The sequence below is a fragment of the Pseudomonas sp. Choline-02u-1 genome (genome assembly GCF_002836515.1).
Lineage (GTDB): Bacteria > Pseudomonadota > Gammaproteobacteria > Pseudomonadales > Pseudomonadaceae > Aquipseudomonas.
This window is the reverse complement of the sequence record NZ_PJBC01000012.1, coordinates 1-13,641: the sequence shown is the minus strand read 5'-3', so window position 1 is coordinate 13,641 and position 13,641 is coordinate 1. Positions and strand designations below refer to the sequence as shown.

11 protein-coding genes are annotated in these 13,641 nt (G+C 60.3%); 2 read left to right on the top strand and 9 right to left on the bottom strand.

Features of this window, described 5'->3' with window-relative positions; translation table 11 throughout:
• Positions 1–91: 91 nt before the first annotated feature.
• From CXF97_RS09460 to CXF97_RS09420, 9 genes are all read right to left on the bottom strand, one after another.
• Positions 92–1,450 (bottom strand): 8-oxoguanine deaminase, encoded by a 1,359-nt coding sequence (locus CXF97_RS09460; protein ID WP_101158218.1) that lies wholly within the window; start codon positions 1,448–1,450, stop codon positions 92–94.
• A 256-nt stretch (positions 1,451–1,706) separates the two neighbouring features.
• Positions 1,707–2,393 (bottom strand): SDR family oxidoreductase, encoded by a 687-nt coding sequence (locus CXF97_RS09455; RefSeq protein ID WP_101158216.1) that lies wholly within the window; start codon positions 2,391–2,393, stop codon positions 1,707–1,709.
• Between the two features lie 148 nt (positions 2,394–2,541).
• Positions 2,542–3,468 carry an ABC transporter permease gene (locus tag CXF97_RS09450; protein ID WP_101158214.1) on the bottom strand — a complete coding sequence of 309 codons (927 nt, stop codon included), beginning with the start codon at positions 3,466–3,468 and terminating at the stop codon, positions 2,542–2,544.
• Positions 3,468–4,574: an ABC transporter permease gene (locus CXF97_RS09445; protein WP_101158212.1), complete on the bottom strand. Its 1,107-nt coding sequence runs from the start codon at positions 4,572–4,574 to the stop codon at positions 3,468–3,470. The genes CXF97_RS09450 and CXF97_RS09445 overlap by 1 nt, the downstream gene beginning before the upstream one ends.
• A gap of 13 nt (positions 4,575–4,587) precedes the next feature.
• A complete protein-coding gene (locus CXF97_RS09440) occupies positions 4,588–6,135 on the bottom strand; it encodes an ABC transporter ATP-binding protein (RefSeq protein ID WP_101158210.1) in 1,548 nt (515 codons plus the stop codon).
• Positions 6,136–6,732: 597 nt separating this feature from the next.
• Entirely contained in the window at positions 6,733–7,314 is a 582-nt protein-coding gene (locus tag CXF97_RS09435; RefSeq protein ID WP_101158208.1) for a YigZ family protein, read from the bottom strand.
• A gap of 7 nt (positions 7,315–7,321) precedes the next feature.
• The gene (locus tag CXF97_RS09430) at positions 7,322–7,972 is read right to left on the bottom strand and encodes a TetR/AcrR family transcriptional regulator (protein ID WP_101158207.1); all 651 of its coding nucleotides are present in this window, start codon (positions 7,970–7,972) and stop codon (positions 7,322–7,324) included.
• A gap of 88 nt (positions 7,973–8,060) precedes the next feature.
• Complete coding sequence (locus CXF97_RS09425; protein WP_101158205.1) at positions 8,061–9,449, bottom strand: uracil-xanthine permease family protein; 1,389 nt, start codon at positions 9,447–9,449, stop codon at positions 8,061–8,063.
• Positions 9,450–9,575: 126 nt separating this feature from the next.
• Positions 9,576–10,496 carry a LysR family transcriptional regulator gene (locus CXF97_RS09420; RefSeq protein ID WP_056787796.1) on the bottom strand — a complete coding sequence of 307 codons (921 nt, stop codon included), beginning with the start codon at positions 10,494–10,496 and terminating at the stop codon, positions 9,576–9,578.
• Positions 10,497–10,633: 137 nt separating this feature from the next.
• Between CXF97_RS09420 and CXF97_RS09415 the strand changes: the two genes are divergently transcribed.
• On the top strand, positions 10,634–11,983 hold the full coding sequence (locus CXF97_RS09415; protein WP_042609779.1) for an aspartate aminotransferase family protein: 1,350 nt from the start codon (positions 10,634–10,636) through the stop codon (positions 11,981–11,983).
• A 76-nt stretch (positions 11,984–12,059) separates the two neighbouring features.
• The gene (locus CXF97_RS09410; protein WP_101158203.1) at positions 12,060–13,553 is read left to right on the top strand and encodes a CoA-acylating methylmalonate-semialdehyde dehydrogenase; all 1,494 of its coding nucleotides are present in this window, start codon (positions 12,060–12,062) and stop codon (positions 13,551–13,553) included.
• Positions 13,554–13,641: the final 88 nt, after the last annotated feature.

Here is a 13,641-nt window from a genome sequence, read left to right as displayed (position 1 = left end):
TGCTCGCGAAGGCGGCGTGTCAGGCAATTCAATGCCGACTGACACGACGCCTTCGCGAGCAAGCCCGCTCCCACAGGGATTGTTGCTTGGATCAGCTTCCGGCAATCAACTGCCGAGCCGCCTGGCTGTGATCGGCAATCAGACCTTTCAGGTCCAACCCTTCAACCTGTCCATCAACCACACGCCACTTGCCACCGATCATCACCCGATCGGCCCGATCGGCGCCGCAGAGCAGCAGTGCCGAAATCGGATCGTGGCTACCGGAGAAGCGCAGTTCATCAAGCTTGAACAACGCCAGATCCGCCTGTTTGCCGACCGCGATTTCGCCGATATCGGTACGACCGAGCAGGCTCGCCGAACCCTTGGTCGCCCAGCCCAGCACGCGCTCCGGGGTGATTTTTTCGGCACCGTAACGCAGGCGCTGGATGTACAGGGCCTGACGCGCTTCGAGGATCATGTTCGAGGCATCGTTGGACGCCGAACCGTCGACGCCAAGACCGAACAGCGCGCCGGCGTCGGTCAGCTCAATGCTCGGGCAGATGCCGGACGCCAGACGCATGTTCGAGCTTGGGCAATGGCAGATGCCGGTACCGGCCTGGCCGAGGCGGGCGATTTCGTCGGGGTTGAAATGGATGCCGTGGGCCAGCCAGGTACGCGGGCCGAGCCAGCCGACGCTGTCCAGATAGTCGACGGTGCGCAGACCGAAACGCTGCAGGCAGAAGTCCTCTTCATCGAGGGTTTCTGCGAGGTGGGTGTGCAGACGCACATCCAGCGTGTTCGCCAGATCAGCGCTGGCCGACATGATTTGCGGAGTCACCGAAAACGGTGAACACGGCGCCAGAGCGATCTGGATCTGCGCGCCGTCGCCACGCTCGTGGTACTCGTGAATCAGCCGCTGGCTGTCATCAAGGATCACCTGACCTTCCTGCACCGTTTGTTGCGGAGGCAGGCCGCCGTCCTTCTCGCCAAGGCTCATCGAGCCGCGCGTGAGCATGGCGCGCATACCCAGTTCACGCACCGTTTCGACCTGCACGTCGATGGCGTTTTCCAGACCGTCCGGGAACAGATAGTGATGGTCGGCAGCGGTGGTGCAACCTGAGAGCAGCAATTCGGCCAGCGCCACTTTGGTGGCGAGGGCGAGTTTTTCCGGGGTCAGCCGCGCCCATACCGGGTACAGGGTTTTCAGCCACGGGAACAGCGGCTGATTGACCACCGGCGCCCAGGCGCGGGTCAGGGTTTGATAGAAGTGATGGTGAGTGTTGATCAGGCCCGGCAGGATCACATGCTCGCGGGCTTCGAACACTTCATTGCACGGCGCCGACGGCTGCTGACCGGCAGCGAGCACTTCGACGATGACACCGTCTTGCACGACTAGACCGCCACGGGCATCAAGCTCGTTGGAGGTGAAAATGGCGAGGGGATTTTTTAACCAGGTACGGGTCGCAGGCATTGTGGCCGGCTCCTCTGAAAATCGGGTTCAGGGTTGCCAGCTCAGTGTTGCCCTGTCTGCTGATCCAGGGTCGCCGCGAAGGACGAGGCGCGCAGTTTCAAACAAATCGCAGCGCCGGGCAAGCGCCACCCGACAGACACCCCATCATCCCCTGTGGGAGCGGGCTTGCTCGCGAAGGCGTTGTGTCAGCCAGCGCATTTATGCCTGATACACCGCCTTCGCGAGCAAGCCCGCTCCCACATTGGAATTCGTGGGATTACCAGGGAATCGTTTCACCTTTGTAGTTGACGAAGTGATGCCCGCCCTTGCCGGTAAACGCATTGACCTGATCGATCAGCCCGCGGGTGCTGGTGTCGACGTCGAGATCGGCGCCTTCGCCACCCATGTCGGTCTTCACCCAGCCCGGGTGCAACGACAGCACGGTCAGTTTCTGCTCGCCCAGTTGCGTGACGAAACTGTTGGTCATGGAATTCAGCGCCGCCTTGCTCGCCTTGTACAGTGCCAGTTCCGGCGCGTCGGGCATGGTCACGCTGCCGAGCACCGAACTCATGAACGCCAGCACGCCGCTGCCGTCGCGGATCTGCCCGACGAAACGCTGGGCCAGATTGATCGGCGCCACCGCGTTGGTGAAAAACAGCTGTCCGACTTCGGCCAGGGTCGCGCCGCCCGGCGTCTGTACTTCCGGGCCTTTGACCCCGGCGTTGACGAACAACAGATCGAAGGTTTCGCCCTTGAGTTTCTGGCTCAGAGCGATCACCGCTTGCTGGTCGTCCATGTCGAGCTTCTCGATGCGCACTTTGCCTAATGCTTGAAGCGCATCGGCATTGGCAGGATTGCGCACGGTAGCAGTGACTTGCCAGCCGTCGGCCAGCAGGGTCTTCACCAGACCGAGGCCCAGGCCCCGGGAGGCGCCGATGATCAGTGCGTTTTTTGCCTGAGACATGATGGGTACCTTGATAGTCAACGTTCAGGATTCAGTGGACCGACCTGCCCGCGCCGAAGTTGCAACGTCCGGCGCAAAAGAGGCAGCGACCGGAGCATACCCCAGCCCTTGCCGTGCTTGCTCGCGAAGAGGCCAGCGAATTCACCTCTTAATGCCCCGATTGCCAAGGCTGCCCCAACGACACCGGCGCATACAGTCGTGTGCGCACGGCATCGCGGGACAGCAACACCAGCACTACGATCGTTGCCACATACGGCAGCATCGCCAGCAGGCTCGAAGGAATCGCCAACCCCAATCCCTGCGCCACCAAATGCAGGATGCTGGCAAGGCCGAACAGATACGCGCCGAGCAACAATCGCCATACGCGCCAGCTGGCAAACACCACCAGCGCCAGGGCGATCCAGCCGCGGCCGGCGGTCATGTTTTCTGCCCACATCGGCGTATAGGCCAGCGACAGATACGCCCCCGCCAACCCGGACATCGCCCCGCCAAACAGCACCGCCAATGTGCGCACGGTCAACACCGGCACGCCCATTGCGCTCGCTGCATCCGGGTTCTCGCCGACTGCCTGAATTATCAACCCGACACGACTTTTGATGATCACCCACGCCACCAGCGCAAACAGCGCGAACGACAGATACACCAGCAGATCCTGGGCAAACAGCATCCGCCCCAGCAGCGGAATTTCACTCAAATAGGGAATCGCCAATGGCTCGAAACCCGCCAGCGGCTTACCGACCCAAGCCGCGCCGACAAAGGTCGAAAGCCCGACACCGAAAATCGTCAACGCCAACCCGGTTGCCACCTGGTTGGCGTTGAACACCAGCGCGACCAAGGCAAACAGCGACGACAGCAGCATGCCGGCGAGCATCGCCAACAGCACGCCCAGCCACAGGTTGCCGCTGTTGAGGGCGACGATAAAACCGATCACCGCGCCGAACAGCATCATGCCTTCCTGGCCAAGATTGAGGACGCCGCTTTTCTCGCAGATCAGTTCACCCAACGCCACCAGCAGCAGCGGCGTGCCGCAGCGGACCATGGCGTAGAAAATGTTGCTCAGCAGATCGATATCCATCACAGCGCTCCGGCGGTTGCGGCAGTGGTCGAGGCGCGCCGGGTCCAGCGCCGTTTCAGGCGTGGCCGATAGAGAATCAGCACGTCGCAGGCGAGCAGGAAAAACAGCATCATGCCTTGAAATAATTGAGTGATTGCCTGCGGCAGATTGAGCGACATCTGCGCGCTCTCGCCGCCGATGTACAGCAGCGCCATCAGCAGACTGGAGAACAGAATGCCGATCGGATTCAACCGTCCGAGAAACGCCACGGTAATGGCCGCGTAGCCATAACCTGGCGACACCTGCGGCACCAGTTGGCCAATCGGTCCGGTCACTTCGCAGACCCCGGCGAGCCCGGCCAGGCCACCGCTGATCAACAGCACCAGCCAGATCAGGCGTTTCTCGCGAAAGCCGACGAAGCCTGCCGCACGCTTGTCCAGACCCAGCACTTTGATCTGGAAACCGATAAAGCTTTTCTGCAACAGCACCCACACCGCCACTAGCGCGAGCAGGGCGAAATACACCCCAGCGTGCACGCGGCCGTCCTCCAGCAGCAGTGGCAAGCGACTGGCGTCGCCGAACATCGCCGACTCGGGGAAATTGAAGCCCGCAGGATCTTTCAATGGGCCATGCACGCAAAACAGCAGCAGGTTCAACGCGATGTAATTGAGCATGATGCTGGTGAGGATTTCGTTGGCGTTGAAGCGCGTTCGCAGCCATGCGGTGAGTCCGGCCCACGCGGCGCCGGCGAAGGTGCCGGTCAACAGGATCAGCACCAGCGCCCAGCGACTTTGCACATCGATAATATTCACCGCCAAAGCACTGCCGGCCAATGCGCCGAGCAGCAGTTGACCTTCGGCGCCGATGTTCCATATCCGCGCCTGATAAGCCACCGCCAGACCGAGTGCGCAGAGCAGAATCGGCAGCGCTTTGACCAGCAATTCAGACACGCCATACAAATCGCTGACCGGTGCGATCAGCAGGGTGTGCAAGGTTTGCAGTGGGTCGTGGCCCAGCGCGACGAACAACAGCGAGCCGCAGCCGAGGGTCAGCACCGCCGCCAATAAGGGCGAGCACCACAGCATCACGCGCGATTGCTGGCCACGAGGTTCGAGAGAAAGCAGCATGGTTGGAACTCCGTTAAACCGAGGCGGCGCAAGGTGAGTGATCGAACTGGCCGGCCATCCACGCGCCGACATCGCTCAGTTGTGTCGCGCACGTTGCTTGCAGTGCCGACAGACGCCCGCCGCACAGCGCACCGAGGCGATCGCTGATCTGGAACAATTCATCAAGGTCTTCGGAAATCACCAGGATCGCCGCGCCGGCATCACGCAGGGCAATCAAGGCGCTATGGATGGTCGCGGCTGCGCCAACGTCGACGCCCCAGGTCGGGTGCGCGGCGATCAGCAGTTTCGGTTGCTGCAGAATTTCCCGGCCGAGAATGAATTTCTGCAGATTGCCGCCCGACAGGCTGCGCGCAGCGGTTTGCGTGCCTGGTGTTTTAACGCCGAAACGCTGGATGATCTGCCGCGCCAGCGCCTCGACTTTGCCGCGTTGAATCAGCCCGCTGCTGACCAGTCCTTGCTGGAATGCACTGAGCAGGGCGTTATCGGCCAGACTCAACTCCGGCACCGCACCGTGGCCGAGTCGTTCGGCCGGCACGAAGGCCAGGCCCAGTTTGCGTCGCGCATCCGGGCGCAGATGAGCAACGTTTCGCTCAGCGAAGCGAATGCTCGCCGATTGCGCACCAGGCAAGGGCTGTTCGCCGCTGAGCAGGGCGAGCAACTCATCCTGGCCATTGCCGGCGACGCCAGCGATGCCAACGATTTCACCGCTGCGCACTTGCACATTGATGTCATGCAGCGAGCAGCCAAAAGGATCCGGGTTGTGCCAACTCAAACCGCTCACCTGCAGAAACGCCGCGCCACCGCTGACTTTCCGATACTCGCCAATCAATGCCGCCGCTTCGCCGACCATCAGTTGCGCCAGTTGCTGATCCGAACACTGGGCCGGCACGCAATGCCCCGCTACCCGACCGCCGCGCAGCACCGTGGCGTTGTGGCACAAGGCGCGCACTTCGCCGAGTTTGTGGCTGATAAACAGAATGCTGCAGCCCTCGGCAGCCAAGTGCCGCAGGGTAATGAACAACTCGTCAGCCTCTTGCGGCGTCAGCACCGAGGTCGGCTCGTCGAGAATCAGCAGGCGGATGTCTTGCATCAGGCACCGAATGATTTCCACGCGCTGGCGCTCGCCGATCGACAGGCTGTGAACAAGTCGCTCCGGCTCCAGTGCCATGCCATAACGGCGGGATACTTCGCGAATCTTCGGCTCCAGTTGCTTCGGCGTTCCGGCTTTCGCACCCATCGCCAGCGCGATGTTCTGCGCCACGCTAAGGGTTTCGAACAACGAGAAATGCTGGAACACCATGCCAATGCCCAACTGCCGCGCCTGCGCCGGATTGCGGATATGCACGCGTTGACCCTGCCATAGCATTTCACCGCTATCGCACTGGGTGACACCGTAAATGATCTTCATCAACGTACTTTTGCCCGCGCCGTTTTCACCGAGCAAAGCGTGGATTTCACCCGGCGCGATGTTCAGGTCGATGTCATCGTTGGCCAGACATCCGGGGTAGCGTTTGCTGATCTGGCGCAGTTGCAGGCGCGGTGGTGAAGAGGCGATGGACATGACAGGCTCGACTGGCTCGGAGTTGTGCCTGTGGATAAAGCAATTTCCTGGCCATTGAGTCAGGAACGCCGGCCCAACCCGTTGCCAAACGCTGATTGCAGCGCATCGGCGCTCGATTTGTTTCATGATCGAGCACCATTTCAGCGCAAAGCCGTTGATCCGGCTCCAGTTTTGCCCGTGAGCAGTTGGTTAAAAAACGAGCAATCACTTGGGGGCTAGGCAGATCCAGCGACTGCGGCGGTCATGAACGGCTTATCCACAGATTGCTCCACAGTAATTGTGCGCAAGCGTTGAGGTCGGGCATAAGCACTGTAATGCTTTGTTCTATTGGTGATATACGCAGTTAACTTCTTGTTTTTGCGACGAATTTCCGTTTCGTCGGGTCATTTGAACGAAAAGTGAACAAATCGCGCAAAGCCGCATGACAGAAGGGTTACAGCGGTATGTGCTCAGGTTATCCACAAGCGGGTGCACAGCAGGTGTGGGCAACTTGCCAATCGGGGATGCCCTAAAAGATCGCAGCCTTCGGCAGCTCCTGCAGGGGAACGCATTTCAACTGTAGGAGCTGCCGAACGCTGCGATCTATTGATCTTGAATTTATCGCTGCAACAAAATCCGTCCACGGCTCAGATCAGCAAGTTGCGTTTGCAAGACGTCGATCTGCGCTTCCCCCACCGCCAACTTCAACTCCACGCCATTTGCCGTGAAGTTTTCCTCCACCACCAACCCACCCAGATCCGCCACGCGCAGCTTCACCAGCGCCAGTTCGGCGAAGCCACAGGCGCAACTCAGCGGCACCCGGCTGATCAGCTCGACTTTTTCCGCCGCTTGCAGGCATTTATTGGCGCCGCCGCCGTAGGCCCTGGCCAAGCCGCCGGTGCCCAGTTGAATGCCGCCGTACCAGCGAATCACCAGCACCGCGACCTGATCGCAATCCTGCGCTTCGATCGCCGCCAGAATCGGGCGCCCGGCAGTGCCGCCGGGCTCGCCGTCGTCAGTGCTGCGGTATTGCGCGCCGAGTTTCCACGCCCAGCAGTTGTGCGTGGCGTTCAGATCGCTGTGCAGTTCGAAAAAAGCCTGCGCGTCGGCGGGGCTGCTGATCGGCGTGGCCAGCGTGATAAAGCGGCTTTTGCGAATCTCTTCGCGGTATTCGCAAAAACCGCTGAGGGTGAAAGGCATAAACGTCTTATAGAGAAGGAGTGAGGCCGCAGCCTTTGAGAATGATGCGGATCAGGTTGTTGCCGGCGTCTTCCATGTCCTGCCTGGTCAACTTGCTGCGCCCGGTGACGCGGCAGATCTGCGTGGCGAAGTCGGCGTAATGCTGAGTGCTGCCCCACAGCAGGAAGATCAGGTGCACCGGATCGACCGGGTCCATTTTGCCCGCATCGATCCACGCCTGAAACACCGCAGCACGCCCGGTGAACCAGGCGCGGTAATCCTGATTGAAGTATTCGCTCAGGCATTCGCCGCCGCTGATCACTTCCATGGCGAAGATTCGCGAGGCCTGTGGCTGGCGCCGGGAAAATTCCATCTTCGCGCGGATGTAGCGGGTCAGCGCTTCGGCCGGATCATCCTCGGCGGTGAGGGTGTTGAAGGTGCTGTCCCACAACTCGATGATGTTGCTCAGCACTGCCACATACAAACCGAGTTTGTTGGTGAAGTAGTAATGCAGGTTGGCCTTGGGCAGTCCGGCATTCTGCGCGATGGTGTTCATGCTGGTGCCTTTGAACCCGTGACGGGCGAACTCGTCTTCAGCGGCTTTGAGGATGGTCTCTTCGTTCTTCTGACGAATGCGGCTGGCGGGTTTGCCGCCGTGGGCTGGGACTTCAAAGGTCATAGGCACTTCCGGGATTGTCTGTGGGTGCAACCAGTTGCGTTGATAGCGCACCCACAGGCATCCGACAAGTCCTTGCGCAGAAAAACAGTTACGCCTGTTCGATCTTGTTCAATGATGCGGGGTTTTGCGCTGCTGCGGTTTTGCCTTCGGGCAACAACAGACAGAGGAAGATTGCTGTCAGCCCGCCGCTGGTGATCGCCGAGTCGAACAGGTTCTGCACCAGTTTCGGCAGCAGGTGCAGCAGGTTCGGTTGCGCGGCGATGCCAAGGCCGACGCCGAACGAAGTGGCGATGATCAACATGCTGCGCCGGTCCAGCGGCGACTGCGCAAGGATGCGCACTCCGGCCGCCGCGACGGCGCCGAACATCACCAGCGTCGCACCGCCTAGCACCGGTTTTGGGATCTGTTGCAACACCGCGCCGATCATCGGGAACAGGCCGAGGCAGAACAGAATCGCGCCGATGTAGAGGCCGACGTAGCGGCTGGCAACGCCGGTCAGCTGGATCACGCCGTTGTTCTGCGCGAACGTCGTATTAGGGAACGCGCTGAAGGTCGCCGCGATCATGCAGCTCACGCCATCGCCAAGCACGCCACCGCGCAAGCGACTTATATAAGAAGGACCGCAGATCGGTTGGCGGGCGAGCATGCAATTGGCGGTGAGGTCGCCGACGGTTTCGATGGTGCTGATCAGATAAATCAGCGCGACCGGCAGGAAAGCCGTCCAGTCGAAGTTGAAACCAAACTTGAACGGCGTAGGAAAACTCACCAGCGGCAAGTCAGGCAGCGGCTGCGGGACGAATTTCCCGCTGAACCACGCCGCCAGACTACCCAGCAGCAAACCGATAATGATCGCCGACAGCCGTACCCACGGTGTATTCGAGCGGTTGAGCAGAATGATTGTCAGCAGCACGAACACGCCCAAGGCCAGATTGCCCGGCGCGCCGAAGTCCGGCGCGTTGAAGCCGCCACCCAGATCGGTGATGCCGACCTTGATCAGGCTGATGCCGATCAGCGTGATGACGATGCCGGTCACCAGCGGTGTCACCACTCGGCGCAACTGACCGATGAAGCGGCTGAGCACGATCTGCACGATTGCGCCGAAAAAGCACACGCCGAAAATCATCGCCAGAATATCTTCCGGGCTGCCGCCGCGCTGCTTGACCAGAAACCCGGCCGACAGCACCGCACCGAGAAACGCGAAACTGGTGCCTTGCAGACAGATCATCCCCGCGCCAATGCCGAACGGCCGCCGCGCCTGGATAAAGGTGCCGACGCCCGAGACCATCAGCGCCATGCTGATCAGGTACGGTAGATGCGCGGTCAGCCCGAGCGCGGAGCCGATCACCAGCGGCGGGGTGATGATGCCGACGAAACTGGCGAGCACGTGTTGCAACGCGGCGAGGATCGCGGCGGGAGGTTTGGGACGGTCGTTGAGGCCGTAGATCAGTTCACTGGACGAATCGGAGTCTGGCTGCATGGCTTTGGCTTCTTGAAGGATCGAGTTACGCCTTCTCTGCAAAAACCTGTCCACTTGCTCAGCTTTCGTGAATAACGACCGTCAGAAGTAGGAGCTGCCGAAGGCTGCGATCTTTTGATCTCGCGTTCAGCGCGTCGCCGCCAGACTCTCCAAAAAGCTTTCCAGCACCAAATGAGGGCGCCGGCCCTTGCGCGTGACCGATGCCAGACTCAAATCGTAAAAGCGCGTGCCGGCCTTGAGCGCCCGCAACCGTCCTTGCTGCACCCAAAGGCTGGCGTAATGATCCGGCAAATAGCCGATATAACGCCCGGTCAGAATCAGAAATGCCATGCCCTCGCGATCCGACGCGCTGGCGGTGCAGTTGAGCGCCTGATAATGCGCCTGAATCTCCGCCGGCAACCGAAAGGTCGGTGCAATCGCGTCCTGACTGTCGAGGCGTTGATCATCGAGCTGTTTGTCATCGACATAAAACAGCGGATGACCAACGGCGCAGTACAGCAGCGAACGCTCGCTGTACAACGGCTGATACTCCAGACCCGACAATGCACTGGCCTGCGGCACCACACCCACATGCAAGCGCCCATCGAGTACACCTTGTTCAACTTCGTTTGGCGCGATCATGCGAATCTGAATCTGCACGTCCGGCCCACGCTCTTTCAACTGCGCGAGGGCATGGGTGATGCGCATGTGGGGCAGGGTGACCAGATTGTCGGTCAGGCCGATGATCAACTCGCCGCGCAGGTGTTGATGCAGACCGTTTACCTCAGTGCGGAAACTTTCCAGCGCGCTCAATAATTGCAGCGCTGATTGATACACCTCACGACCTTCCTCGGTCAGCGAAAACCCGGCCCGCCCACGCTGGCACAAGCGCAATCCGAGGCGCTGCTCCAGATCGCTCATCTGCTGGCTGATCGCCGAACGCCCGATACCGAGGACGGTTTCCGCTGCGGAGAAGCCGCCACACTCCACGACGCTGCGAAAAATCCGCAGCAGGCGAATATCAAAATCACTGACCTGGGCCAGCGGATCGGCGCGGCGGCTGCTCATTTTTTGTTCTCTTTGTTTAGCATTGATCTAACTGAAGGTTAGAAGAGTTAGATTTCATCGACTTTATCGCCATGGCAACTTAGCCGCAACAACGCTTTCCATCTCCCTGACGCTTATGCCCTGCGAGGTTTTGCCCGATGAACATGCCTGAAAACGCGCCGTCGCCACTGGCCAGCCAATTGAAGCTGGATGCGCACTGGATGCCGTACACCGCCAACCGCAACTTTCAGCGCGACCCGCGGCTGATTGTCGGCGCAGAAGGCAGCTGGCTGTTCGACGACAAGGGCCGCAAGATCTACGATTCGCTGTCCGGTTTGTGGACCTGCGGCGCCGGGCACACCCGCAAGGAAATTCAGGAAGCCGTTTCGAAACAACTGGGCACTCTCGATTACTCGCCAGGCTTCCAGTACGGCCATCCGTTGTCGTTCCAGTTGGCAGAGAAAATCACCGAACTGACGCCTGGCAATCTGAACCACGTGTTCTTCACCGACTCTGGTTCCGAGTGCGCCGATACTGCGGTGAAAATGGTCCGTGCTTATTGGCGCCTGAAGGGCCAGGCGACCAAGACCAAGATGATCGGCCGTGCTCGTGGCTACCACGGCGTGAACATCGCCGGCACCAGCCTCGGCGGCGTGAACGGCAACCGCAAGCTGTTCGGTCAGGCGATGATGGATGTCGATCACCTGCCGCACACGTTGCTGGCGAGCAATGCCTTTTCCCGTGGCATGCCGGAGCAGGGCGGTATCGCGTTGGCCGATGAGCTGCTGAAGTTGATCGAGTTGCACGACGCCTCCAACATCGCTGCCGTGTTCGTTGAGCCGATGGCCGGGTCTGCCGGAGTACTGGTTCCACCGCAGGGTTACCTCAAGCGTCTGCGCGAGATCTGCGATCAGCACAACATCCTGCTGGTGTTCGACGAAGTAATCACCGGCTTCGGTCGCACCGGTTCGATGTTCGGTGCCGACAGCTTCGGCGTGACCCCGGACCTGATGTGCATCGCCAAGCAAGTCACCAACGGCGCGATTCCGATGGGCGCGGTGATTGCCAGTTCCGAGATTTATCAGACCTTCATGAACCAGCCGACGCCGGAGTACGCCGTGGAATTCCCCCATGGCTACACCTATTCGGCGCACCCGGTGGCCTGTGCCGCCGGCCTTGCAGCACTCGACCTGCTGCAAAAGGAAAACCTGGTGCAGAGCGTCGCGGAAGTCGCGCCGCATTTCGAAAACGCACTGCACGGTCTGAAAGGCTCGAAGAACGTCATCGATATCCGCAACTACGGTCTGGCCGGCGCGATCCAGATTGCCGGGCGCGACGGTGATGCCATCGTGCGTCCGTTCGAAGCGGGCATGGCCTTGTGGAAAGCCGGGTTCTACGTGCGCTTCGGCGGCGACACCCTGCAGTTCGGCCCAACCTTCAACAGCAAGCCGCAAGACCTTGATCGTCTGTTCGACGCGGTCGGCGAAGTGCTGAACAAGCTCGACTGATTTTTCTCTCTTTATATATGTACAAAAATGCGGGCGCCTGTTGCGGCGCCTGCGGACCAGAATTCAGGAGTGTTCGATGAGCGTTATCCCGCATTTGATCAATGGCGAACTGGTGACCGAAACCGGTCGCGCAGTGGATGTGTTCAACCCGTCTACCGGCCAGGCGATCCATAAACTGCCATTGGCCAGTCAAGCAACTATTCAGAAAGCCATCGATGCCGCCAAGGCCGCGTTCCCGGCCTGGCGCAACACGCCGCCGGCCAAACGCGCCCAGGTCATGTTCCGTTTCAAGCAACTGCTGGAGCAGAACGAAGCACGCATCTCGCAGTTGATCAGCGAAGAGCACGGCAAGACCCTGGAAGACGCCGCCGGTGAATTGAAGCGCGGTATCGAGAACGTAGAGTTCGCCTGCGCCGCGCCGGAAATCCTCAAGGGCGAGTACAGCCGCAACGTCGGCCCGAACATTGACGCCTGGTCGGACTTTCAGCCATTAGGGATTGTTGCCGGTATCACCCCGTTCAACTTCCCGGCGATGGTGCCGCTGTGGATGTACCCGCTGGCGATCGTTTGCGGCAACTGCTTCATCCTCAAGCCATCCGAGCGCGATCCAAGCTCGACGCTACTGATCGCTCAGTTGCTGTTGGAAGCGGGCTTGCCGAAAGGCGTGATGAGCGTGGTCCATGGTGACAAGACTGCGGTGGACGCGCTGATCGAAGCGCCGGAAGTCAAAGCGCTGAGCTTCGTGGGCTCGACGCCGATTGCCGAATACATCTACGCCGAAGGCACCAAGCGCGGCAAACGCGTTCAGGCACTGGGCGGCGCGAAGAACCACGCGGTGCTGATGCCCGATGCTGATCTGGACAACGCGGTCAGTGCATTGATGGGCGCGGCGTACGGTTCCTGCGGCGAACGCTGCATGGCGATCTCCGTTGCCGTGTGTGTTGGCGACCAGGTGGCCGATGCGCTGGTGGCGAAACTGGTTCCACAGATCAAAGCGCTGAAAATCGGCGCGGGTACCTCGTGCGGTCTGGACATGGGCCCGTTGGTCACCGGTCAGGCGCGTGACAAGGTCAGCGGTTATGTCGATGACGGTGTGGCGGCGGGCGCGACCCTGGTGGTCGATGGTCGTGGTCTGAGTGTGACCGGTCATGAAGAAGGCTTCTTCCTCGGCGGCTGCCTGTTCGACAACGTCACCCCGGAGATGCGCATCTATAAAGAAGAGATCTTCGGCCCGGTGCTGTGCGTGGTGCGAGTGAACAGCCTGGAAGAGGCGATGCAACTGATCAACGATCACGAATACGGCAACGGCACCTGCATCTTCACTCGTGATGGCGAAGCGGCGCGTCTGTTCTGCGACGAGATCGAAGTCGGCATGGTTGGCGTCAACGTGCCGCTGCCTGTGCCGGTGGCTTATCACAGCTTCGGCGGTTGGAAGCGTTCGCTGTTTGGCGACCTGCATGCGTATGGCCCGGATGGGGTGCGTTTCTATACTCGGCGCAAGGCGATCACTCAGCGCTGGCCACAACGTGCGAGTCATGAAGCTTCGCAGTTCGCATTCCCTAGCTTATAAGGAGCAGGGTGCAGGAGGCCGACCTATAAGGTCGGCCTTCCTGTTTTCGGGGTTTTTTGACCGATATGACAGAAATATGAAAATAGGT